At 64.3% G+C, this 23117-nt stretch carries 19 protein-coding genes and 1 pseudogene; 12 read left to right on the forward strand and 8 right to left on the reverse strand.

Going from position 1 to position 23117, the window contains the following annotated elements; translation table 11 throughout:
* Positions 1-40 precede the first annotated feature (40 nt).
* Together S6FBBBH3_RS04715 and S6FBBBH3_RS04720 are read left to right on the forward strand one after the other, a co-directional pair.
* Positions 41-1540: an ABC transporter ATP-binding protein gene (locus S6FBBBH3_RS04715; RefSeq protein WP_120176651.1), complete on the forward strand. Its 1500-nt coding sequence runs from the start codon at positions 41-43 to the stop codon at positions 1538-1540.
* A 235-nt stretch (positions 1541-1775) separates the two neighbouring features.
* Complete coding sequence (locus tag S6FBBBH3_RS04720) at positions 1776-2027, forward strand: hypothetical protein (RefSeq protein WP_123957637.1); 252 nt, start codon at positions 1776-1778, stop codon at positions 2025-2027.
* Between the two features lie 466 nt (positions 2028-2493).
* Here S6FBBBH3_RS04720 and S6FBBBH3_RS04725 read toward each other — a convergent pair whose 3' ends face one another.
* Both S6FBBBH3_RS04725 and tnpA read right to left on the reverse strand, forming a co-directional pair.
* The gene (locus S6FBBBH3_RS04725; protein WP_120176653.1) at positions 2494-3996 is read right to left on the reverse strand and encodes a hypothetical protein; all 1503 of its coding nucleotides are present in this window, start codon (positions 3994-3996) and stop codon (positions 2494-2496) included.
* A gap of 1 nt (position 3997) precedes the next feature.
* Entirely contained in the window at positions 3998-4396 is a 399-nt protein-coding gene (tnpA, locus tag S6FBBBH3_RS04730; RefSeq protein ID WP_120176654.1) for an IS200/IS605 family transposase, read from the reverse strand.
* A gap of 236 nt (positions 4397-4632) precedes the next feature.
* Here tnpA and S6FBBBH3_RS04735 point away from each other — a divergent pair, with 236 nt between their 5' ends.
* The 4 genes and pseudogenes from S6FBBBH3_RS04735 to S6FBBBH3_RS11320 all read left to right on the forward strand — a co-directional run bounded on the left by S6FBBBH3_RS04735 (position 4633) and on the right by S6FBBBH3_RS11320 (position 10015).
* The gene (locus S6FBBBH3_RS04735; protein ID WP_120176655.1) at positions 4633-6138 is read left to right on the forward strand and encodes an ABC transporter ATP-binding protein; all 1506 of its coding nucleotides are present in this window, start codon (positions 4633-4635) and stop codon (positions 6136-6138) included.
* A gap of 648 nt (positions 6139-6786) precedes the next feature.
* Complete coding sequence (locus S6FBBBH3_RS04740) at positions 6787-7380, forward strand: hypothetical protein (RefSeq protein WP_120176656.1); 594 nt, start codon at positions 6787-6789, stop codon at positions 7378-7380.
* A gap of 288 nt (positions 7381-7668) precedes the next feature.
* A pseudogene (locus S6FBBBH3_RS11315) lies at positions 7669-8358 on the forward strand (molybdopterin-dependent oxidoreductase); the annotation flags it as partial.
* 250 nt (positions 8359-8608) lie between these two features.
* Positions 8609-10015 (forward strand): molybdopterin-dependent oxidoreductase, encoded by a 1407-nt coding sequence (locus tag S6FBBBH3_RS11320; RefSeq protein WP_269460465.1) that lies wholly within the window; start codon positions 8609-8611, stop codon positions 10013-10015.
* Between the two features lie 260 nt (positions 10016-10275).
* Here S6FBBBH3_RS11320 and S6FBBBH3_RS04755 read toward each other — a convergent pair whose 3' ends face one another.
* The 3 genes from S6FBBBH3_RS04755 to S6FBBBH3_RS04765 all read right to left on the reverse strand — a co-directional run bounded on the left by S6FBBBH3_RS04755 (position 10276) and on the right by S6FBBBH3_RS04765 (position 12691).
* Entirely contained in the window at positions 10276-11448 is a 1173-nt protein-coding gene (locus S6FBBBH3_RS04755; RefSeq protein ID WP_120176659.1) for an iron-containing alcohol dehydrogenase, read from the reverse strand.
* A gap of 236 nt (positions 11449-11684) precedes the next feature.
* The gene (locus tag S6FBBBH3_RS04760; protein ID WP_123957638.1) at positions 11685-12365 is read right to left on the reverse strand and encodes a YczE/YyaS/YitT family protein; all 681 of its coding nucleotides are present in this window, start codon (positions 12363-12365) and stop codon (positions 11685-11687) included.
* A 125-nt stretch (positions 12366-12490) separates the two neighbouring features.
* Positions 12491-12691, reverse strand: coding sequence for a hypothetical protein (locus S6FBBBH3_RS04765; RefSeq protein ID WP_120176661.1), 201 nt, complete (start codon positions 12689-12691; stop codon positions 12491-12493).
* 157 nt (positions 12692-12848) lie between these two features.
* On the opposite strand from S6FBBBH3_RS04765, the gene S6FBBBH3_RS04770 reads away from it, so the two are divergent.
* Both S6FBBBH3_RS04770 and S6FBBBH3_RS04775 read left to right on the forward strand, forming a co-directional pair.
* Entirely contained in the window at positions 12849-13337 is a 489-nt protein-coding gene (locus S6FBBBH3_RS04770; RefSeq protein ID WP_120176662.1) for a hypothetical protein, read from the forward strand.
* Entirely contained in the window at positions 13324-13584 is a 261-nt protein-coding gene (locus tag S6FBBBH3_RS04775) for a hypothetical protein (RefSeq protein ID WP_123957639.1), read from the forward strand. Before S6FBBBH3_RS04770 ends, S6FBBBH3_RS04775 begins: the two co-directional genes overlap by 14 nt.
* A 36-nt stretch (positions 13585-13620) precedes the next feature.
* Here S6FBBBH3_RS04775 and S6FBBBH3_RS04780 read toward each other — a convergent pair whose 3' ends face one another.
* The 3 genes from S6FBBBH3_RS04780 to S6FBBBH3_RS04790 form a co-directional block, all read right to left on the reverse strand.
* Positions 13621-14577 carry a patatin-like phospholipase family protein gene (locus S6FBBBH3_RS04780; RefSeq protein ID WP_170143819.1) on the reverse strand — a complete coding sequence of 319 codons (957 nt, stop codon included), beginning with the start codon at positions 14575-14577 and terminating at the stop codon, positions 13621-13623.
* Positions 14578-14702: 125 nt separating this feature from the next.
* On the reverse strand, positions 14703-16496 hold the full coding sequence (gene ade / locus S6FBBBH3_RS04785; protein WP_120176665.1) for an adenine deaminase: 1794 nt from the start codon (positions 16494-16496) through the stop codon (positions 14703-14705).
* A 95-nt stretch (positions 16497-16591) separates the two neighbouring features.
* Positions 16592-17542, reverse strand: coding sequence for an alpha/beta hydrolase (locus S6FBBBH3_RS04790; RefSeq protein ID WP_120176666.1), 951 nt, complete (start codon positions 17540-17542; stop codon positions 16592-16594).
* Between the two features lie 248 nt (positions 17543-17790).
* Here S6FBBBH3_RS04790 and S6FBBBH3_RS04795 point away from each other — a divergent pair, with 248 nt between their 5' ends.
* The 4 genes from S6FBBBH3_RS04795 (at position 17791) to slmA (ending at position 23008) form a co-directional block, all read left to right on the forward strand.
* Positions 17791-19890 (forward strand): ATP-binding protein, encoded by a 2100-nt coding sequence (locus S6FBBBH3_RS04795; RefSeq protein ID WP_120176667.1) that lies wholly within the window; start codon positions 17791-17793, stop codon positions 19888-19890.
* Between the two features lie 53 nt (positions 19891-19943).
* Positions 19944-20585 carry a response regulator transcription factor gene (locus S6FBBBH3_RS04800; protein WP_120176668.1) on the forward strand — a complete coding sequence of 214 codons (642 nt, stop codon included), beginning with the start codon at positions 19944-19946 and terminating at the stop codon, positions 20583-20585.
* 2 nt (positions 20586-20587) lie between these two features.
* A complete protein-coding gene (locus S6FBBBH3_RS04805; RefSeq protein ID WP_120176669.1) occupies positions 20588-22147 on the forward strand; it encodes an FAD-dependent oxidoreductase in 1560 nt (519 codons plus the stop codon).
* Between the two features lie 204 nt (positions 22148-22351).
* Entirely contained in the window at positions 22352-23008 is a 657-nt protein-coding gene (slmA, locus tag S6FBBBH3_RS04810) for a nucleoid occlusion factor SlmA (protein WP_120176670.1), read from the forward strand.
* Positions 23009-23117: the final 109 nt, after the last annotated feature.

Raw genomic sequence — 23117 nt, forward strand, 5'->3', positions numbered from 1 at the left:
TTCTTACCCGACCAGGCTTCGCTTTTGAAGGACCCTCGCAGTGATCGAATTCGACCGCGTCACCTACACCTATCCTTACCGCCCGACCCCGTCGGTCTTCGACGTTTCCTTCCGGGTTCGCCCGGGCGAACTCAAAGTTTTGACGGGCCCCTCGGGTTGCGGCAAAACGACGATGCTGCGGCTTGCGAACGGCCTCGCGCCTCACTACTGGAAGGGGAAGCTCGAAGGCGACGTGCGCGTTGCGGGGATTTCGAACCTCACGCGCCCGGCGAGCGCCGTGGCGCGCGACGCGGGGACGCTCTTTCAGGATCCCGAGGAGCAGTTCTTCGCGCTCACCGTCGGAGACGAACTCGCGTTCGCCCCTTCGTGGGCGGGCGTTCCCGCGGAGGAAATCCGACGACGCGTGCGCGACGCGGCGTTGCGCCTCGGGATTGCGGATCTCCTTGAGCAGCCGATCGGAGCGCTTTCGGAAGGGGAAAAGCAGGCGGTCGGGATGGCGTCGCTGCTCGCTCAGGGGGTTGAAGCCTTCATCCTTGACGAACCCTCCGCCAACCTCGACCCCGAGGCGACCGCCGCCTTCGGGCGACTGCTCGGGGAATTGAAGCGCGCGGGCGCCGCGATTCTCGTCGTCGACCACCGACTCTATTGGCTGCGGGACCTCGCGGACGAGGTGCTCGTCGTTCATGCGGGGAGGATCGTCGAACGCGGCCCCTTCGCGATGCTCGACGAGCCCGGCTTTTCCGAGCGCTGGGGGCTACGATCCGCGCGCGTCGCGGACCGGCGCACGCGAGGAAACGCCGCGTACGATGCGTCGGCCGATCCCGTTCCGCTTCTGGAGGTCGAACGGCTCTGCGCGGGTAAGAGCCTCCGCGGGGCGTCGGACGACGCGTCGGCTCGCAGCGAAAAGCCTGCGCTCGTACACAACCTCTCCTTCAAGGCGGGTGCGGCCGTCACGGCCCTGATCGGCCGAAACGGGAGCGGAAAAACGACGGTCGCGCGGGCGCTGTGCGGTCTGGAGAGCGCAAGCGGCACGATCCGCGTGAGAGGCGTCGAGGTGGAGGGCGAAAAGCTTCTCGAACGCACCGGCCTCGTGCTTCAGAACGCCGACCACCAGTTGCAGATGCGCACGGTCTTCGACGAAGTGCGCAGCGTCGTCGCGGCCGTCACTCCGCCCGACCGTCGGAGCTTTTTCGGCTCCGAACATACCGAAGAAACCGAACGTCGGATCGCCGCGCGCGCCTCGGAACTTCTCGAGGAGCTTTCGCTCGGACACCTCGCCGAGCGGCACCCGCAGAGCCTCTCGGGCGGCGAAAAGCAGCGCCTGGTCGTCGCGTGTGCGCTTGCGCGCGACCCCGACGTTCTCATTCTCGACGAGCCGACGAGCGGGCTTGACGGCGCGAACATGCTCCGTATCGCGAGACTTCTCAAAAGCGCCGCGGCCTCGGGCAAGGCCGTGCTTCTTGTCACGAACGACCTCGAACTCTTGGAGCACGCCGCGGACGCCGTCGTGCGGATTCCGGAATTGCGCTCCCACGTGTGAGAGGGCGGCGGAGAACGATCCTTGCCTTTTCGTCTCAACCGCCCGCCCGGAGGCGATGCCGACATCCGTCCGAAATTGGTCCGGAATCGGTCCCGATTTCAACCCGGAAGCCTTGTCTTTGGGTAAACCTATCGCGCGATAGTCGTATAAAACACGTAGGGGATTACGCGCACGTTTGGGGCAAAAAATCGAGCGTTTTCACGTGCGATTCCACGAAGGACGGCCCGACGCCGCCGTGACCATTCTCGAAAAGAAGGGCGACATGGCGAAGGTGCGCATCAGCGGCTGGTCGCTCAAGGAATACCCCTCGCAGATCTTCAAGGAAGCCGGTCTTCGCATCGAGTACGCCTCGTTCGACGAAGAAAAGGCCGTGAAGCTCGACGGCAAGAGCGGCGAAAAGACCGTGCAGGGGAACGTCTGGCAGAAGTCCTCGGACGAAGGCTGGGTGCCCGCCAAGTACCTGACGAAGGACATCAACGGTCTCTAGAAGCAGGCGGCCGAACGTCACGGCGACGCGTGCTCGTCGTGCCACGGGGCGCCTAAGGCCGATCACTTCACGGCGAACCAGTGGGCGAGCCAGCTCCCGGTGCGCGGGGGCGTACGGGTCACACGCGTCGCGGCAACAACGCCCTCATGTTCAACTGACTACTCCCGACGACTAAAGTCGCGGGGTTCTTTCGACCGAAGTCGAAAGTATCCGAAGTTCCCGCTTCCCAACAAGCCCGTGCCTTGCGGCAGGGTGAGACCTTATCCCCATCCCGAAGGGTGCGGAGTCTGCCCCAATGGACTGACGAGAACCTCTCATTTGTCTTGAGACACCTGATCCGTTTCCGGCCTGGTATTCGCCCGGCCCTGCCTTGCGGCAGGACCTGCGATGCCTTGCGATGTCCCCATTGTTAACGCCGGGCGAAGTCAATCCGCGGCGTCGAGAGTTGCCCCTCGAAAGAACGTATTTACATCACTCCTTTGAGAGATTTCTTGTCGGCGGCCTTTATCGCCGCATCGTGTGCCTCGAGAAAGGCGCTCCAATCCCGGCGGCATGCTTCCAGATCGACCGTATCCAATTTCTCACCCGTTGTGTGCGCCAGAATGAAGGCGGAAAGAAGATCTCGCTGCACCAACCGCCCCCCGACTTCCGTCCAGCGTTCGGACAACTTCTTCTTCCGGTACTCTCCCGTGAGGGGGTCAAGTTGCGATGCTTTGAGCTTTTCCGTCCTCACGAGTCCGAGCTTGGCTCGTTCGCCCGACGGCAGGATCACCGCCGCCAACTTCTGCGCCGTCGTGCTCCTGAAGGCGGCGGGCGCATGACGAAGGATCGAAGAGCCGAAGCGCTTTTTGGAGTTGATCTTTCCGTTCTTCTTGTTTATGGTCGTCTCTTTCGAGCGCGCGGCCATACTCTTGAAGCCATGGTCCTCGGTTCGAATATCCACGCCCATCGCGATCAGGCACTTGGAGAGTTTGTTCGCCTCCTGCGTACGGCGTACCACCTGCTTGCGACGAAGGTTCCGGGCGCGGGCTTGCCGACGCTCGTATGTCTTCGACCTCACCGCCTTCTTTCCCTTGATCCAATTGTTTTTTTCATCGAAACAGTCCGGGTTGTTGAGACGCAGTGCACGGTCAGCAACCTTCTGGTCGTGGCGAATCCGCTTTTCTTCTCTCTCGTTGACGCCGGTCGGCAGGGGCGCGATTAAGGCTTCGTGCGTTGCTGCGACAACGGCGGCGACGCTGGACGGGCCCTGGTCACAACCCACGGGATGGGTCGATTGACCAACGGCGGTCTTCGGCTTGCGACGAGGCGTACCTTCCTTCACGAGCTGACAGAACCAACGCCAGCGCCCTCGAATTTCACGACGGTAGATGCGGACGTACTTGGTGCGATCCTTAAATGTGTCCTGAGCAAGGAGGTCTTTCGGGTCGATTCGGAACTTGGCCGCGAAGCCGTACAGCCCGAGGAGCTTGCCGTCTTTTTCACGGAAGCCGAACGAGTTTGACTTGTTCTCAATCGTAACGGGCATCCCGCGGCGCTTGTAGTTCAGGCGATGCGCCTCGCCCTTGCGCAGACGTTCGAATGCCCGGAACGCTCTCGTTGCCGCTTTCTGAGCCTCGTTGATGGAAATCGTTTTGCCGAAGTGCGAGCGCATCTCGGCCGCGTCCTCGTGAAGCTGATACTCCGTCAGATGGAATTTGCGTTTCAGTTTCCCTATGGTGATCTGGACGAGCTCAAGTTCGGCCTTTTCCTCGGCCGTCTTTTTCTTCTTCTCATGAAGTTCGCCGAACCGAGCGGCGGCATGGCGCCAGCGGGGATCGGACCTCAGACCTCTAAGGCGACGCAGGCAAAGCCCCTTGCAACCGTTCTCGATCTCGCGAACGACGTTCTCGCATCGACGCAGGTACTTTTCTTGCTCGGGCGTCAGCTCAAGTTCGAGCGTGACGACGTAGGAATCGGTTTTTGCCACGTCAGACCCCCTTTTGCTGTTCGATGTAGTGCTTGACGGCCTCTTCGCCGAGGTGCCCCACTGTGCAGGTGAAGTAGCTCCTCGTCCACAGGCACGGGATGCGCGACCTGAGCCACGGGAACTCTTCCCGAAGCAGCCGTGACGAAACGGCCTTCAGGGCTTTCACCACTTGATGAATGCCGAGCCGAGGATCGAAGCTGAGGAAGAGATGCACGTGATCGGGCATAACCTCCATCGATACGATCTTCACTTCCAGTTCCGCAGCCTTTTGCAGAAAAATCTCCTTGAGGCGAACGTCCACGCCGTCCACAAGGACGGGACGACGGTACTTCGGACAGAAGATCACATGGAACTGATTTTTGAAAACGATCCCTTTTTTGTGCTCGTATTCAAATGGCATGGCGGCCTCGCATTAGATTTTGGCATTATACATGCTTCTGTGTCACTTATCTACTCGAGGCGCCGATTCCTCCCAACGGCTGAAGCCGTGGGCTCCCTCGGCGGTTTGTTTGTGGCCGACCTTCGGCTTTGACGACGAGCGGGCGTTCCCGTAATCGAGCTTCCGACGAACCTTTGCCCCGTTTGCTTCCCGTTCCTCCTTATCCGACCACGCTCCGTTTTTGAAGGACCTCCGCAGTGATCGAATTCGACCGCGTCACCTACACCTATCCTTACCGCCCGACCCCGTCGGTCGTCGACGTTTCCTTCCGGGTTCGCCCGGGCGAACTCAAAGTTTTGACGGGCCCCTCGGGTTGCGGCAAAACGACGATGCTGCGGCTTGCAAACGGCCTCGCGCCCCACTACTGGAAGGGGAAACTCGAAGGCGACGTGCGCGTTGCGGGGATTTCGAACCTCACGCGCCCGGCGAGCGCCGTGGCGCGCGACGCGGGGACGCTCTTTCAGGACCCCGAGGAGCAGTTCTTCGCGCTCACGGTCGGAGACGAACTTGCGTTCGCGCCTTCGTGGGCGGGCGTTCCCGCGGAGGAAATCCGACGGCGCGTGCGCGACGCGGCGCTGCGCCTCGGGATTGCGGACCTCCTTGAGCAGCCGATCGGAGCGCTTTCGGAAGGGGAGAAGCAGGCGGTCGGGATGGCGTCCCTGCTCGCTCAAGGGGTCGAAGCCTTTATCCTTGACGAACCGTCCGCGAACCTCGACCCCGAGGCGACCGCCGCCTTCGGGCGACTGCTCGGGGAATTGAAGCGCGCGGGCGCGGCGATTCTCGTCGTCGACCACCGACTCTATTGGCTTCGGGACTTGGCGGACGAGGTGCTCGTCGTTCATGCGGGGCGGATCGTCGAGCGCGGTCCCTTCGCGATGTTGGACGAGCCCGGCTTTCCCGAGCGCTGGGGCTTGCGCTCCGCGCGTGTGGCGGACCGGCGCACGCGAGGGAACGCCGCGTACGATGCGTCGGCCGATCCCGTTCCGCTTCTGGAGGTCGAACGGCTCTGCGCGGGAAAGAGCCTCCGCGGGGCGTCGGACGACGGTTCGGCCTCGGCACGCAAAGAGAAGCCCGCGCTCGTACACAACCTCTCCTTCAAGGCGGGTGAAGCCGTTACGGCCCTGATCGGCCGCAACGGGAGCGGCAAAACGACGGTCGCGCGGGCGCTGTGCGGCTTGGAGAGCGCAAGCGGCACGATTCGCGTGCGCGGAGTGGAAGTGGAGGGCGAAAAGCTTCTTGAGCGCACCGGGCTCGTGCTTCAGAACGCCGACCACCAGTTGCAGATGCGCACGGTCTTCGACGAAGTGCGAAGCGTCGTTGCTGCGGTGACCCCGCCCGACCGTCGGAGCTTTTTCGGCTCCGAACATACCGAAGAAACCGAACGTCGGATCGCCGCGCGCGCCTCGGAACTTCTCGAGGAGCTTTCGCTCGGACACCTCGCCGAGCGGCACCCGCAGAGCCTCTCGGGCGGCGAAAAGCAGCGCCTGGTCGTCGCGTGTGCGCTTGCGCGCGACCCCGACGTTCTCATTCTCGACGAGCCGACGAGCGGGCTTGACGGCGCGAACATGCTCCGTATCGCGAGACTTCTCAAAAGCGCCGCGGCCTCGGGCAAGGCCGTGCTTCTTGTCACGAACGACCTCGAACTCTTGGAGCACGCCGCGGACGCCGTCGTGCGGATTCCGGAGTTGCGCCCGCACGTGTGAAAAGCGTTTGAGGGCACGCCTTGCCTTTTCGTCACGGCGTCACGGGTGCACCCGATGCGGGACAGGCTTTCGGTCCCGCCAGGGGGCGAGCCCGCGCATTCGGGTATACCTATCGGGCGATAGTTGGGCAAAGCCCGTAAGGGATTACGAGCACGGTTGAGGGGCCGTATCGAGCGTTTTCACGCTTGACACGGCGAAGGACGGTCCGACTCCGACCGTCCTTTCTTCCATGCGGCGGCAGGTTTTTATTGGAAACGTTCCGCGAAGCCCCGTCCTTCGGGGGCTTGCAAAAGAAACACCCCCGATGTTCCGAAAAAGTCACCGGTTCCGTTTTCGTTATTAGCTTATGGAATAACGGAAGCGCTTGTATTCCAAGCGTTTCGGGCGAAGACGGGCGGATCGCGCATTTCACCCCTCCTCAGGAGACGGGCGCCGTGCTACATAGGAAACACGGTCGGAACACGCACCGTGCGGGTGTTCGACGCAAGGAAAACGCGAAGCGAACGCCCCCGATCCGACGTATCGATCGGTCGCTCGACTTTCGGAATGCACGACGAAAGAGCCGCTCGGCCGACGATTCGCCTTCGACGGGATGCACCCGTCGTCCTTCGTTCCCGTCCGAGGACGGGTTCTCAAAGGAGTCTACGAATGACCAAAACCATCCTGATCGGCGCGCTCGTTGCCGGTCTTTCTCTGCCCGTTATGTCGGCTCAGGCGGCCGAAGTCTGGTACAGCGCGGCGCCGCTCGAAGTGAACGCCGCCCCGGGGTCCGATTACCTCGGCACGCTCGACGTCGCCACCCCCGTGACCGTTCTCGAAAAGAAGGGCGACATGGCGAAGGTGCGCATCAGCGGCTGGTCGCTTAAGGAGTATCCCTCGCAGATCTTCAAGGAAGCCGGTCTTCGCATCGAGTACGCCTCGTTCGACGAAGAAAAGGCCGTGAAGCTCGACGGCAAGAGCGGCGAAAAGACCGTGCAGGGGAACGTTTGGCAGAAGTCCTCGGCCGAAGGCTGGGTGCCCGCCAAGTCCCTGACGAAGGACATCAACGGTCTCTGGAAGCAGGCGGCCGAACGTCACGGCGACGCGTGCTCGTCGTGCCACGGCGCGCCCAAGGCCGATCACTTCACGGCGAACCAGTGGGCGAGCCAGCTCCCGGTGCGCGGGGGCCGTACGGGTCACACGCGTCGCGGCAACAATGCCTTGATGTTCAAATGGCTCCAGGAAAACGCGAAGCCCCTGTAAGGCGCGCCCGTCCGTCGCAAAGAATCGATCGAAGGAATCTCACACATGTCTATGAATCGTCGAAATCTTTTCCGTGCCGCCGGCGCTCTTGCCGGTGCCGGTCTCATTCCCGCGGGCGAAGCGCTGGCCGCTCCGAAGAAGGCCGCCAAAGCCGCTCCCGCTCTTGAAGCGGACGTGCGCACCCTGAAGGGCGGCGTCACGGTCGGGGCTCCGCTTCCCGGTTTCCCCGAACTCGAACTCTCGGGCACGTTCGAGCCCGGGAAGTCCGTCCTCAACGACGGCGTCGTCATGAATGCCTCCCACTGGGGGATCGGGCGCGTGCACGTCAAGGGCGGCCGCATCGAGCGGATCGAACCCTTTGAAAAGGACCTGGCTCCGTCGCTTCAGCTTCAGGCCGTGGCGCAGCAGCCCTACAACCGCGCCCGCATCCGCTATCCGATGGTCCGCAAGAGCTACCTCGAAAAGGGCTACAAGGCGGGCGGCCGCGGTCGCGGGTCCGAACCCTTCGTGCGCGTTTCCTGGGAAACCGCCGCGAAGCTCGTCGCCGACGAACTGAAGCGCGTTCGCGACACCTACGGCCCGACCGCGATCTACGGCGGCTCCTACGGCTGGATGAGCCCGGGTGCGGTCGGCAACGCCCGCAACCTCCTTCAGCGCGTTCTCAACCTGAACGGCGGCTTCACGGGCGGTCTCGGCGACTACTCGACGGGTTGCGCTCAGGTGATTCTCCCCTACGTCATCGGCTCGAACGGCGTCTACGAACAGGTCACCTCCTGGAATCTCATCACCGACAAGACCGAACTCATCGTCCTCTGGGGGGCGGACCCCACGATCACGAATGACATCGACTGGGCGACCACCGTGCACGAAAACGCCGACGGCTTCCGTCGCGTGAAGGCCGCGAAGATCCCCGTCGTCGCCGTCAATCCCCTGAAGCCCGACACGGCGGAATTCATGGGAGAAAACGCCCGCTGGATCGCCCCGCGTCCGGGTACCGACGTCGCGATGATGCTCGCGATGATGTACGAACTCGAAACGACGGGTGCCGCGGACCGCGAATTCATCCGCAAGTACACGGTCGGCTACGATGCCTTCCGTCCCTACCTCCTGGGTGAAAAGGACGGCACGGCGAAGACCCCCGAATGGGCGGAAAAGATCTGCGGCGTGAAGGCGGACGTCATCCGCTCGCTCGCTCGTTCGCGAAATGAAAGCGAAGCGCACCATGCTCATGGGCGGCTGGGGTATCCAGCGCGCCGAGCACGGCGAACAGGTCCATTGGGCGATGGTGGTGCTTTCCGCCATGCTTGGTCAGATCGGTCTTCCGGGCGGCGGCTTCGGCTTCACGTACCATTACTCGAACGGCGGCGCCGCGACCTCGGAAGCGCCCGCTCTCCCCGGCATTTCCGCGAACCCCAAGGGCGGCTCCACGGGCCTCAAGTGGGAAGGCACGTCGCTCGTGTCGATTCCGCTTGCGCGCTTCACGGAGTGCTTCCTCAATCCCGGGAAGACGATCGACCACAACGGCACGAAGATCACCTACCCCGACATTCGTCTCGTCTTCTGGTCGGGCGGCAACCCCTTCGCGCAGCAGGAAGACACGAACGGTCTTCTGAAGGCCTGGAAGAAGCCCGAAACGACGATCGTTTGCGACAGCATGTGGACCGCTTCGGCCCGCCACGCCGACATCGTGCTTCCCGCCTGCACGAGCCTTGAGCGCAACGACATCACCGCCGTCGGTTCCTACTCGAACCTCGGCTACGTCGCGATGCACCAGGCGATCAAGCCCCAGTACGAATCGAAGTCCGACTACGAAATCTTCCGCCTCATTGCCCGCGAAATGGGCTTCGAAGAGGCCTACACGGAAGGTCTCGACGAAATGGGCTGGATCAAGAAGTTCTACAACGCCGCGCGCCTCGAAGCCTCGCAAAACGGCTACGAAATGCCTGCGTTCGACGACTTCTGGAAGGCGGGCTGGGTCTGGTTCCCGGTCCTTGCCGACTCCGAGCACTACAACTACCTGGGCGACTTCCGCAAGAACCCGATCGTCAACCCGCTCGGCACCGCCTCCGGCAAGATCGAGATCTTCTCCGAAAAGGTCGCCTCCTACGGCTACGACGATTGCCCGGGGCACCCCACCTGGATGGAACCGACCGAATGGCTCGGCGGGAAGCTTGCCGAAGACTATCCCTTCGCGCTTCTCACCTCGAAGAGCCGCTACCGTCTCCACTCGCAGCTGGACAGCACGGAAAGCCACAACTACGCCGACATCGAAGACCGCGAACCCTGTTGGATCCATCCGGCCGCGGCCGAGAAGCTGGGCGTCAAGACGGGTGACGTCGTGCGAGTCGAAAGCCGCCGCGGCGCGGTGCTCGCGGGCGTGCTCGTCACCGAACGCGTGCGTCCCGACACGGTCGTCGTGCGTCACGGCGCCTGGTACGACCCGGAAGAGCCGGGCGAAGAAGGGTCGCTCGACGTTCACGGCTGCGACAACGTGCTGACGATCGACATTCCGTCGTCGAAGCTCGCAAACGGGAACGTCGCCAATTCGTCGCTCGTTCGCATCAAGAAGTGGACGAAGGACCTGCCGCGTGTGCGCGTTTGGGAGCAGCCCGAAACGGAACGTGCCGACGACTGACGGCCCGTCCGTTCGTGACGACCGGGACGTCCGAGACGAAAGCGCCTTGCGCGCGGTGCACGCGCGCGTGAGGCGCCGGAAGGCCCGATGACGGGGAGACCGACCGTCTCCTTCCCGGTCCCTGCCGCGAACTCGAAAAGAAACCGCCCCGCCCGGGAATTTCCCGAGCGGGGCGGTTCGTTTTCAGAGGGTTCGGGCGGTCTTACGCGCGGGAAGCGGACGACTCCCCGAGGAGAGCTCGGGCTTCCCGCCTCGGATGCTTACCGGTAGGCTGCTTCGTAAATCGCCACCGTGTCTTCGAACGTGAGCGCCACGGGGTCCTGTTCGAAGAGGAGGGCGCCCGCCGAGCGGCAGTTTTCCGCGAGCGCGGGGATTTCTTCGCGCGTGATGCCCCAGTCGCTCATCTTGAGGTCCGCAACGCCGCAGGCGACCTGCAGTTCATGGAGCGCCCGCAGGAAGTCTTCGGGACGTACCGCGTCGCGGTGGCCGAGCGCGCGGGCGAGTTCGACGAAGCGCTCCGACCGGGCGCCCGTCTTGATCATGTGCCCGAAGTAGGCAAGCGACAGCATGATGAGACCCGCCCCGTGGGGAAGCTCCGGATGGAAGGCGGAAAGAGCGTGCTCCATCGAGTGTTGGCTCGTCAAGCGGCAGCAGGTCATCACGTAGCCCGAGAGCGTGTTCGCAAAGGCCATGTGTTCGCGCGCTTCGAGGTCGTCGCCGTCCTTGACGGCGCGCGCAAGACCGCGGGCGACGTGGCGCACGCTCTCAAGCGCGTACATGTCGGAGAGGAAGTTCGGGCGCTTCGTGACGTAGCCCTCGATCGCGTGAAAGAGCGCGTCGAAGCCCTGGTAGGCGGTGAGGCGCGGCGGCACCGAACGCATGAGTTCGGGGTCGACGATGGCGAGCTTCGGGTAGCAGTTGACGTGGCCTCCGAGGCCCACCTTTTCGCGCGTGACGGGGTTCGTGATGACGCCGCCGCCGTCGACTTCGGAGCCCGTGCCCGCGGTGGTCGTGATGGCGACGAGCGGAATCGGGGCGTTTTCGATCGGACGACGACCGCCGCGGCCCTGCTGCACGTAGTCCCAGATGTCGCCGTCGTTCGTCGCGACGATGCCGATCGCCTTCGCGGCGTCCATAACGGAGCCGCCCCCGAGCGCGATGATGAAGTCGCACTTTTCTTCGCGTACGGTTTTTGAAACCGCCATGACGGTGGTCGAGAGCGGATTGGGTTCGACGGCCGCCACGTGCACGTACGGGAGGCCCCGCGCTTCGAGCATCGTTTTCACGCGCCCGAGCGCGCCGATCCGTTCGACCGCCGTGCCGTTCGACGTGAGAAGGAGCGCCTTCGTGCCCGGAAGCGGTTCCGTAGCAAGCGCGTCGAGTCGGCCGGGACCGAAGACAAGTTTCACGGGCGAAGAATGAGAGAACTGCATGGATGGGCCTCCTCATGTGCGTGGTGTCGTATGGAAAAGGACGAACCTCACACCTCACGAGGCTCGTCCTTTCTGCGCGACGAAGCTCTCGGGCGAGCTCGGTCGGCGGGTCATTCCTTCATTGTAGGCCGCCCGAGGCGGGGAGAGAGGCTCCTTTTCGGGAAAGCCCTCCTTTTGAGGGAATCGGGAGGGAATTGGCAGGAGAGCGGGAATCCTTCGCTCGCACTCGCTCGCGCTCAGTCGCGCTCCAAAGCGGGCTTTCCTTCCTCCTCGGCCTTGCGGCCCGAACCGAGTAGCCGTTCGATCGCTTTGACAAGAAGCCCGACGAGGACGGCCGAGACGAGCGTTCCTTCGCGAATCGCGACGGTGTGCCCGAGCGTCGACCAGGCAAGGAGAGCGGAGGCCGCGACGAGCGAGACGTCGTTCGCCACCTTGAGCGTTCCGAACGGACGCCTGAGGACGAAGGAGGCCGCAAGCACGATGCCTTCGCCCGGCTGCACCAGCGTTTTCGAGCGGATCTGCATGACGATGCCGATGGCCATGAGGCAGTTGCCGAAAAGGCTCAACCCGAGGTGCGCCGCGTAAGCGTCGGGCAACGCAATCCGGCCGAAAAGCGCCATCGCGCCGTCGATGAAGACCGAAAAAAGGAGGACGACCGGAATTTGCAGGAGGTTTGCGAGCGGAAAGTGCCGTTGCAGAAGGAGCACCTGCCCGAGCACGAACCCGACGTTGACGATGAAGGTGCCCGTTCCGAACGTCATCCCGAAGATTTCCGCCACGGCAAGCGGAAGCGTGCTGATCGGCGTCGTGCCGAGTCCCGCCGTCGTCACGGCGGCGATCCCCGAGGCGGCCGCGGCCATGCCGCAAACGAGAAGCGGGATGCGAAAAAGAAGCGATGCGGGAGCGGTGGCGGGCATGGGAAGCAAGCGGCAAAACGGTCGAAAGCCGTACAAAAACAAAGGAGCGCCCGCTTCGCGTTTCGCGAAGACAACGCTCCTTGCGACCCCGCGTCAATGCGAGGCTTCCGGGACGGACGTATACCTTACCCGAAAATCTTCATCCAGAGCCAGGCGGGAATGCCGAAAATCACGAGCCAGACGATCGCCATGGCGGCCATCTGCACGACGTGGCTCTTCGAGATCGAGAGGACGGCCGGGCCGATCGAATCCCAGACCTTGAAGAGAAGAATGAACGAAGCAACGGCCCAAATGAGGCCGAAAACGATCGTGAAGAACGTGAACATGGGAAAATCCTTGGCTGATGTTCGGGTGATGAGGATCGCCGAAAAGTCTACGACTTCGGGCTTAATCCGCTCTTAGTCGACGCGGTCCGAAGTCCCGACTATTCTATCGAATCCGCCCGACGGCTCCTGCCGTCCGTTTTTTTCCGAGGACCCCGCCATGCCCCGTTTTGAGCTCGTACTTCCCGAAGGCCGCGTACTCCTTCGCAACCCCGAAACGGGCGAAACGCTCACCCTCTCCGCCGACTCGGGGCCGCTTGTGCTCGGTACGGTCGAGATGCGCTTCGAGTGCGCGCCGCGCGGGCTCTCGGTGTCGTTGGCGTCGCCCGAGGCGCTTTCTTCGGCTTCTTCGGCATCTTCGGTGGTTTCGGCTGCGGCTCCGGCCACCGCCGAGTCCTTGCCCGCGGAATCCGCCGACCCCGTCGAATCCGCCGATTCCCTTCACTCCGCGGCGCTTTCCGCGTTTCCCTCGCTTCCGCCCGGGTTCGGGCCCGAGACGGGGCTTCCCTTTCTCTCGCCCGAAGTGCCGCTCGCGTTTCCTGAGGACGGTCCTCATGGAACGGCTGGATCGGACGCCTCGGACGGCTGGATCGGACGCCTCGGACGGCTCGAACGGGTTCTCGGCAAAGCCTCACGTGCGGGTGCTTGAGGCGCCGCTCGAAGCACTCACCGAGTCGGACTTCACGACGTCGCTCGAACGCTTTGCCGCAAGCCGCAACAACCTCGAAGAGGAAATCGATTTCTTAACCGACATCGAGGGCGATCCCGACGACATCAACGAGCTGCGCGAAGCGCTCGTAGCGCTCGACGAGCGGATCCGCGCGACCGCCGAACGCTTCGAAGCCTGGCGGGCTGCGGAGAAAAAGCGCGACGAAGAGCGCGGAGCGGCGAACTGAATCCCTTTCGTTTCGTTTCGATTCGATCCGCTCCGCTCAAGCGAAGGTCGACACCCAGGCGAGGAGCGCCGGAAGGCTTGCCTTCGCGTCCCTGCGGCCGAGCTCGTACGCACGGCGGATTTCTTCGGGCTTGTGGGTGAGGCGGGGAATGCCGATAGGTCGGGCGGGACGGATCACAAAGGCGCGGCCCTCCTTCGAACGCTTTTCAACGAGCGCCTGAGCGGCCTCATAGACGCGGCCGCTCTCTTCGAACGCCCGCACGAACTTCGGGTAGCGCCGATAGACAAAGCGCGCCGCCGCGGCATCGAAGTCCCGCACGCGATGTTCGCGCGGGTGCGTGAGGATCACGATGTTGCGGGCAAAGCCCATGGCTTCGAACGCGGCCAAAGGGACGCGGTCCGTGCAGCCGCCGTCAAGAAGCTTCATCCCGCGAAATTCCACGACGGGCGAAACGTAGGGAAGCGACGCGGACGCGCGCAGACCGTCGATTTCGGCCGTGAGATCCGGAATATGGAGGTATTCGCAGCGTCCCGTTTCAAGGTTGCTCGCCGCAGCAACGAAACGAACGGGCGACGTCCGGAAGGTTTCCCCGTCAAAGGGATCGAGCTTTTCGGGAATCTCCCGGTAGCAGAAGTCGGGGTCGATGAGGTTTCCCGTCCGCAGCCAGCGGCGCACCGAAAAGAAGCGGTCGTCGCGACAGAAGCGCTCGTAAAAGCGAATGCTGCGGCCCGGTTGCCCCGAGACGAACGACGCCCCGTGAATGGCGCCCGCGGATACGCCCGCAAGACCCCCGACGGGAAGCTCCTCTTCGTAGAGCACGTCGAGCACACCCGCCGCGTAAATCCCGCGGCATCCGCCCCCTTCGACAACGAGACCGATCGGTCGAGCGGGATCGGGGTTCAAGGCGGGAAGGTTTGAGCGCAGGAAGGGGGTGTCGTCGATGGAATCGGTGAAGTCGGCGGTCATGGCGGGGAAAAACGGGGAAGGCTTCATGAGGCAAACGGGCAATCCGCCCATCCTACACCGCAGACCCGACGCAAAAGCGCCCCGCACGTCTTTTCGGGATGCTCGTCGACCGGACGATCGATGCGCATCCCGAATCCGATCATCGACTTCGATCAGCGCTCGGCGTCGACCGCGACGTGTTTCCAACCGAGGACGTCGAAGAGTCCTTCGTCCGTGACGCGCAACGCGGGAATGACGGGAAGCGCGAGGAACGCCAACGTCATCACGGGCTCCACCGCGTCGCGGATGCGGAAGGTTTCGCGCGCGACGCGGTAGACATGTTCGAGTTCGGCTGCAATGCTTTCGCCCGTCTCGAAGCTCATGAGGCCCGCACAGGGAAGGGCGAGTTCGGCGAGAACGCGTCCGTCCTTGACGACCGTCATGCCGCCCCCGATTTCGCGCAGGCGTTCCACGGCGGCATGCATGTCCGCGTCCGACCCGCCCGCAACGACGATGTTGTGACTGTCGTGCGCGATCGTCGTTGCGACCGCTCCGGGCATGAAGGCGTCCGCCTCGACGTAGCCCGAGAGAATCCCCGTGCCGACGGTGCCGAGCGCGTGGTGCCGCTCCAAGACCGCTACCTTGACGAGCCCCGGGTTGAGGGCCGCGTTGAATTTCCCCGCTTCCGTACGAACGGTAAGTTCCCGGGCCGTCGTGAGAATTTCGTGCGGAACGAGCCCGATCACGCGGGCGCGACCCGAGGGGACGTCGACGGCGAACGTATCCGCGTCCACGCGCCCCGTGCGCACGCGCGAAAGCACCCCTTCGGGGCGAAGCGGAGCACGCAGGGGAGCCGACAATTTCCCGTCGCGCGACGTGAGGCGCCCGCCGTGGTAGGTCGCGCGCACGCGGAAGTTCGTGAGGTCGTCGACGACGGCAAAGTCGGCGCGACGCCCCGGAGCGACGGCGCCCGATTCCGTAAGACCGAAACGGTTCGCCGCATTGATCGTGGCCATGCGTACGGCCGTCATGGCGGGTACGCCCGCCGCCACCGCCATGCGGAGGTGTTTTTCCATATGGCCTTCGAGCGCGATGTCCGCGGGATTCGCGTCGTCGTTGCAGAACATGCACATATGGGCGTTTTCGGGCGTGACGCCGCGGATGAGTTCGGGGAGGTTCTTGGCGGCCGACCCCTGGCGGATCATCACGCACATGCCGCGACGGATGCTCTCGCGCATTTCTTCAAGGGTCGAGCACTCGTGGTCGCTCGTGATCCCCGCCACGACGCACGCGGAAAGCGCTTCGCGGAGCACCCCCGGCGCATGACCGTCGATCGGACGTGCGAGCGTTCGGGCGTCGAGGAGCTTTTGAAGGAGGTCGGGGTCTTTCCCGAGCACGCCCGGAACGTTCATGACTTCGCCCAAACCCAGAACGCGCGGGTGCGCGTAAAAGGGTCGAAGCGCTTCGGCGTCAAGCGTCGCCCCCGCGTGCTCGAAGGGGGTCGCGGGAACGCACGAGGGGAGCATGAAGCGGATGTCCAGGGGCAGGCCTTCGGATGCTTCCAGCATGTACCGAATCCCTTCGGTCCCAAGCACGTTCGCGATCTCGTGCGGGTCCGCAATCACGACTGCCGTCCCGTGCGGAAGGACGAGTTCGGCAAAGCGCTCGGGAACGAGCATCGACGACTCGATATGAACGTGTGCGTCGATGAAGCCCGGCAGCAAAATGCCGCCCTCCAAGTCCACGGTTTCGAGGGCTTCGGCCGAGCCCGTCGGGACGCAGTCGACGACGACGCCGTCCGTGACGAGCACGTCGACGTCCGTCAGAAAGGTGCCCGAGAAGACGTCGGCAACGGTGCCGTTCGTGAAGCGCACCTCGGCGGGCGTACGGTGCGTGGCGGCGTCGAGTCGGCGCTCAAGCTGCTCGCGTGTCACCGCGCGGAGCGCGGACTGCGTGGACTGAAGCATGGGTTTTCCCTTGGTTGTCAAGAACTGCGCCCATGATAAACGAGGGACGCCGCTTCGGGTGACGGGGAGTTGGAAGGCGGCCGACGTTCGTCCGCTCACGGCATCCGGAGCCAAAAGTTCTTCATCGCGTCGTACATCGCGGGCCAAAAGACCGTGCCGTGCACCTCGTCGGGGAATCGCCGCACGATCACCTCGACGCCTCCGCGACGAAGCACCTCGGCGATACGCTCTTTCGCGGGGGCCGACCGATCGAGCGCCCCGACGGATCCGCGTCGGGGACGTTCGGCGTAGGCGAGGTAGACGCGCTTGCCCGCCCATTGATTCGGCCGAGTTTCGTGGAATGCGTCCGCCCAGCGACCCCCGTCCCACCAAAGGCTCGGGTCGATCGCAATGAAGTCGTCCCAGGCGTCGGGCCGTTCCAAGAGCGCATGGAGCGTGAAGAGCCCCGCGTAGGAGTGGCCCGCCAGGACGCGTCGTGCGGTCTCTCGTCCCGACAAGCGCTCCGTCTCGCGCTGCCAAGGGTCCGACAGCCAGTCGAGCATTTCGGGCGCACCCCCGCCCGCGCGTTTCCTTCCGGGAAGCGGCTCTCCGCGCCGGTCGATCGAGGAGGCCGTGGGCGTGAGCGCGTATTCGCGCTTCCGAGCGTCCGAGGTCGTTTCGATGCCCGCGACGACAAAGCCCGCAAAGTCGCCCGCAAAAAGGCGGCTCTTTTCGATCGCACCCGCGTAAGCGACGGTCGTCTCGAAAAAGGATTCCGCATCGAGAAGGTCGATCACCGCAACGGACCCGGGATGCGTCGGAACGCGCAGCCGCCGCCCGAATCGAACGGAGCGAATGCCGGATTCATGCTCGATTGCAGGAACCGATTTCGGTTCGGCGGGTTTCCTCGAACCATCGGCCGTTTCGGCGGTTTCGGTATCGGGAGCCGCAGGAGCCGCCTTGGCCCGAAGGGCGAGAAGCCCCGAAGCGGCAAGTCCCGCCAGGGTCTTGAGGGCCGTTGCGCGCGTGATGCCCGCCGCAGGGGTCGGGCTCGGAAGTCGATCCACGATGCGTCCTTTAAAAGAATATGAAAACGAGAATCGTTACGGATTCTATAGGAACCAAGTGCAGCCAGAGAGCCTCGGACGACTCAAGCCGTCTTCAACGTCGACCGATCGCCTAGGCCAAGGTATAGAGGGTTGTCCGGTCGAATTTGCTACGCTCGCAGTATCCGATCGATGTGCGCTAGACCTCCCTTCGGAGTCGTCTTCGCGTCGCTTCGGCGTTTCTTTTCCCGCCCGTTTCCGGTGACGCCATGTCGTTTGTCGCAGCGTTTTTCTTCGATTTTCTCCGGCGAGGCGTCCGTGACGGGCGACCCGCGGAAGCACGCGCGCGCGGCGTGCTCGGGGCGGGCCTCCTTGCGCTCGCAGGTTCGGCGAGTGCGACCGCGGTAGCGGATGCTCCGAATGCACCGAGTGTTCCGACGGTTCCGACGACGCCCGCCGCAGTCGACCTTCTCTCCTCCGCCTCCGTTCGGGTTCCCTTTCCGAAGCCCGTCACGCTTCGCATCGGTCGCATGAGCGGCCCCGCGGACCTCGACGCGAGTCTCGACGAGCCGGTGCTTCTCTTTTCGGATTTCTTCTCCGATCGGGTTTCGATCGAGTGGGTGGAAATTCCGGCGGCGGACGCCGCCGACACGTTGAAGCGCGAGCGGCCCGACTTCGTCTTGGCCTATCCCTCGTTTATGGCCGATGCTGCCGCGGCGGGGATCACGCTGCACCAGGTGGCGGCTCGAAAAACGGCCTATGCCGAGTCGGCCGGGCACTCGGTCGGAACGGCGCTCGTCGTGCTCGACGCGCGTAGGAACCTCCGTACGCTCAAGGATTTGAAGGGAAAGCGCCTTGCCGCGGACCTTCCCGAGTCGATCACGGAATTGGCGCTTCTCGATCGGGTGCGCGAGTCGGGCGAAGACCCCTGGCACTACTTCGGCGACATCATTCATCTCTCGGCCGCCTACCCGAATGCCGTGGCGGCCGTCCTGGGGGGCGGCGTCGACGCGGCGGCGTTGCCCACGTGCCTTCTTGAGTCGCTCGAGCGTTCGGGCCTCGTGGCGCCGGGCCTTTTGCGCGTCGTCGACGGCGTTCTCGACGGGCACCTCGCCTGTCGGCGCACGTCGGCGCTTTTTCCCGACGTGAGTCTCTATGCGTTCGACTGGACGCCCGAACCCGTCGTGCGCGACACGACGCTCGCGCTCCTTTCGCCTCCCGCACCGAGTGCGGGATTGCATGCGGTGACGCCGGGGAGTCCCTCCTACGGTTGGGTGGCCTTTTCGCCGGGCGAAGATTTGACCCGTCTGTATCGGTCGCTTGCGGCGGGTCCCTACAAGTACCTGCGTGAGTATTCGCCTTCGGCCCTTTACGAGCGCTACGGCACGTACGTGAACGCGGCGCTCTTGCTCCTTCTCTGGCTCGTTGTGAACGAAGTGCGGTTGCGAAGGCTCGTCTCCGTTCGCACGCAAAGCCTGCGGAAGGCCCTGGCCGACCGCGCGCGGCTTGAAGTCGAAGCGCGTCGGGCACGGGCGCGCTTAAGCGGCCTTGAAAAGCGCAGCATCGTCAACCAGATGTCGGGCATGATCGCGCACGAAATCCGATCGCCCGTGGGGTCGATCCGCAATTTCGCGGCCGTTCTGAAGCTGCTCCTGGCGCGCGACGGCAACACGAATGCCGACATTCGCACGGCGCTCGACGGAATCGACGGCGAGGCGCTTCGCATCGCGGGGATCGTCGATCGGGTGCGCCGCTACGCGAAGGCGCAGCACGGCGCGCAGGTGCCGTGCGACCTCGTCGAGATCGCGCAGCGGGCGCTGCGCGCTTTGGACCTGAGCAAAACCGACCACGTCCCCGTGGTGCTCGATTTGCCCGAGCGAGCGCCCGTCAAGGGCGATCCTCTCGAACTCGAGCTCCTGATTCTGAACCTCATCAAAAACGCGGCCGAAGCCTCGGCCGAGTCGCCCGACGCGAAGGTGGCGCTCTCGCTCGCCGAGATTTCGCCCGAGGACGACCCCGCGGGGTGCGCGCGCATTCGCCTCACGGTCGAGGATAACGGCCCCGAACTCTCCGACGCGGGGTTCGAGCGCCTCACGGCGGGGTTCGACTCCGTGAAGCCCGAAGGGCTCGGTCTCGGCCTCGGGATCGTGCGCGGGATTGCCGACAGCCACGGGGCGACCATCAAATTCCGCCGCCGTCCGGGCGGAGGCGTCGTTGTGGACGTCGTCTTCGAAATGCTCGTCGAAAACGAAGAGTCGGACGATGCGGACGAACCGCATGAATCGTCCGTCCCGTCTCCCGACGCACCGAATTCCGCCGCGGCCGACGCGGTTTCGCCCCCGGGCGCCGAGCCGAGCCGCCGCGCGTGACCGACGCGTTTTTCCTCCGTTAGGAGGGGTACGATTTTTTTGAGATACACCCCATGACCACACCGACTCTCCCTCTCATTCGTATTGTCGACGACGACGAAACCTTTGCGGGCTCGCAAAAGCTCTTCCTTCAGGCGATGGGCTGGCACGTGCAGACCTATTCGAGCGGGCGCGATTTTCTCGCCTTCGACGATGCGGAACGTCCGGGCGTGCTCATTCTCGACGTGCGCATGCCGGGGATGACCGGTATCGAACTCTTCGACGCGCTGCTCGGTCGCAAAGCGCTCCTTCCCGTTGTCTTTCTGACGGGGCACGGCGACGTCGACATGGCGGTGCACGCGTTGAAGCGCGGGGCCTACGATTTCCTTCAGAAGCCCGTCGACCCCGTTACCTTGAATGCGGTCGTCGAAGCGGCCGTGCGGCACTCCCGGACCCTTGCCGAATCGAAGCGCAAGGTCGAAGAGACGAAGGCGATCTACGCGTCTTTGACGCCGCGCGAGCGCGAAGTCGTGCGCCTTGCGGCCCTTGACCGCTCGAACAAGGTGATCGGGGAAGAGCTCGGCATTTCGCTTCCGACCGTCAAGATGCACCGCGGGAACGGTTTTCAGAAGCTCGGCGTGCGCGGCGCGCTCGAAGCCTTCTGGCTACTCGAATCGATCGGGGTCGTCGAAAAGGGCGGCCGCTCGGAGGACTGACCATGCGTGAGGATTGCCCGCGCCCGACGACAACCGTGGCTGCGTTCCCGAAAGACGTCGGGGCTCCGAACGAGCCCGTTCGGCGCCGACTCCTTCAGGGGGCGTCCCTCGCGGCAGGCCTTGCCCTCGTGCGGCCGTCCGCCGCATCGGTCTCGCTTCATCCGACGGAGACGATCGCGCCCTATTGGGACGTGATCGTGATCGGCTCGGGCATGGCGGGCTTGACGGCGGCGCTTGCCGCCCGCGAAGCGGGCGCCGAGCGCGTGCTTCTCGTCGAAAAGGGACCGCTTGCGGGCGGGCACACGCTCTACTCGGCGGGGTCGCTTTCGGCCGTCAGCCCCAAGCGTCAAAAGCCCCTCGGGATCGAAGATTCGGTCGACATGCTCGTTCGGGAGTGCATCGAAACGGGCGGCGCGGGCGTGAGCCTTCCGCACGTGCGTTATATCGCCGAGCATTCCGAGGCGGCCCTCGACTGGCTTGAAGCGAAGGGCGTTCCTTTCTCGGGCGTCATCTTCCAAGCGCTCGGCACCCACCGCCGACGCTCCTACGGCGTCACGGGGACGGCCTCGGGGCGTCGCTACGTGATCGTCCTTCTTGAAGCCGCGCGACGCGCCGGTGTCGACGTGCGCTTCAACCTGCGCGCCACGCACCTCTACCGAACGGAGTCGGGTACGGACGGGCGGGCTTCGCTTGAGGTCGAAGGCCCCGACGGAACGCAGACTCTCTCCGCGGGCGGCATCGTGATCGCAAGCGGGGGCTTTACCGCCAACGCCGCCATGCGCGCCGCCTCCGACCCGCGCATCACGCCCGAAATGACCACGACCGCCAACCCCGAAGGCCTCTACTGGGACGGCGCCCAAGGGGACGGTATCCTCATGGGGCGCGAAATCGGGGCGGTGACGAGCGGGATGGAGAACGTGATGCTCCTCCTTTACGCGGGCGGGCGTCTCGTCGACTACGCGGGGGCGGACATCTACGTCAATCGCGAGGGCGAACGCATCGTCGACGAAACGGCGGGCTGGAGCACCGTGGCGGACGCGGTGATGGCCGCACCCGGAGGCGACGTGTGGGTGATCACCGACAGCCGCTCCCGCAAAGGGGCGACGCTCGGCGTGAAGCTCGCTTCGGGTATCGTCCACAAGTCGGAGACGATCGCCGACATGGCGGAAGGGATGGGCATTCCCCCGTCCGCGCTGGAGCGCACGATCGCGCGCTACAACCGGGCGGCGGAAGCGGGGTTCGACCCCGCAACGGGCAAACGGGTCTTCGCGCAGAAGATCGAAGAGCCCCCGTTTTACTGGGGGCGCGAACGGCTATTCGTGCACATGACCTTGGGTGGTCTTCTCACGACCCCCGACGGGCAGCTCGTTGACGAAGCGCACCGACGGATCCCGGGCTTTTGGGCGGCGGGCGAAGTCGTGGGCGGCATCTTCGGCGAAGAGCGCCCGGGCGGCATGTCGCTCACAAGCTGCGTCGTTCTCGGTCGCGCCGCGGGCAAAGCGGCCGCTCGGCGTGCGGCAGCCCTCAAGGCGGGTACGCCCGACGAGACGCTCTTGGGCTGAAGAGGGAGGCTTTTCCGGCGTTTCGCACGTTCCCGGAAAGCCTCGAAGCCTCCCGAAACGCCCGAGAAACGTCGCCCGCACCCGTCGCGCCCTGCCTTTTTTCGCTTTTTTTTCGCGAAAAGTTTGTGCTTGCACTCGCCGATACGCTAGAGTTTCGGCACAAATCAAAAACACAGCCTCTCCGAAGGGGCGAACACACGAACCATGTCGGACAGTCACGATTCCCAACTTGCCTCGAAGAACCTTCAAAGCTCGAACCTTCAACCCGTGCGCCGTACGCGCAAACCCCGTGCGGACCGTCGCATCGAAATTCTGAAAACGGTGGCGACCCTCCTCGCCGACCCAAAGGTCGACCGCATCACCACGGCCCAGATCGCGCGCGAACTCGCGCTCTCCGAAGCGGCCCTCTACCGCATCTTCATTTCAAAGGCGGACATCTACCTCGGGCTTCTCGACCTGATGGAAGGGTCTGTGGTCGAAGTCTTTGAGCGCATCGCCGCCGACCCCGCGCTTCCCGCCACGAACGATCGCGTCCGTACGATGGTGCGCGCGCTCCTGGACTTCGGTACGGCCAACCCGGGCTTTGCCCGCGTCTTCGCGGGTCAAGTCTTCCTGGGCGAAGACGAGCGCCTCATGCAGCGCCTCGCTCTCGTTTTCGACAAGTTCGAAGCCGCTTTCCGTCAGCGCTATCGCGAGGGCGTGATGGCGGGGGAACTCCCCGCCGACTTCAATACGACCGCCAAGGCGAACCTCATCATGAGCTGGGTGATCGGTCGCTGGACCCGCTATGCCGTCACGGGCTTCAAGGGCGCGCGCCCGAACGACGCGGCGGCGAGCGCCGTGGAGGCGCTTCTCGCCTGAGGCCCCGAAGGGGCCGTTCTTCCGGAACTTGCTGCCGATCGCGCTCGGGCGCGATCGGTGTGTTGCACGTTCGAAAGCGTCAGTCGTCCGCGCCGAGCACGGCCGCCGC

Origin of the sequence: Sutterella megalosphaeroides (genome assembly GCF_003609995.1) — a bacterium.
GTDB classification, from domain to species: domain Bacteria; phylum Pseudomonadota; class Gammaproteobacteria; order Burkholderiales; family Burkholderiaceae_F; genus Sutterella; species Sutterella megalosphaeroides.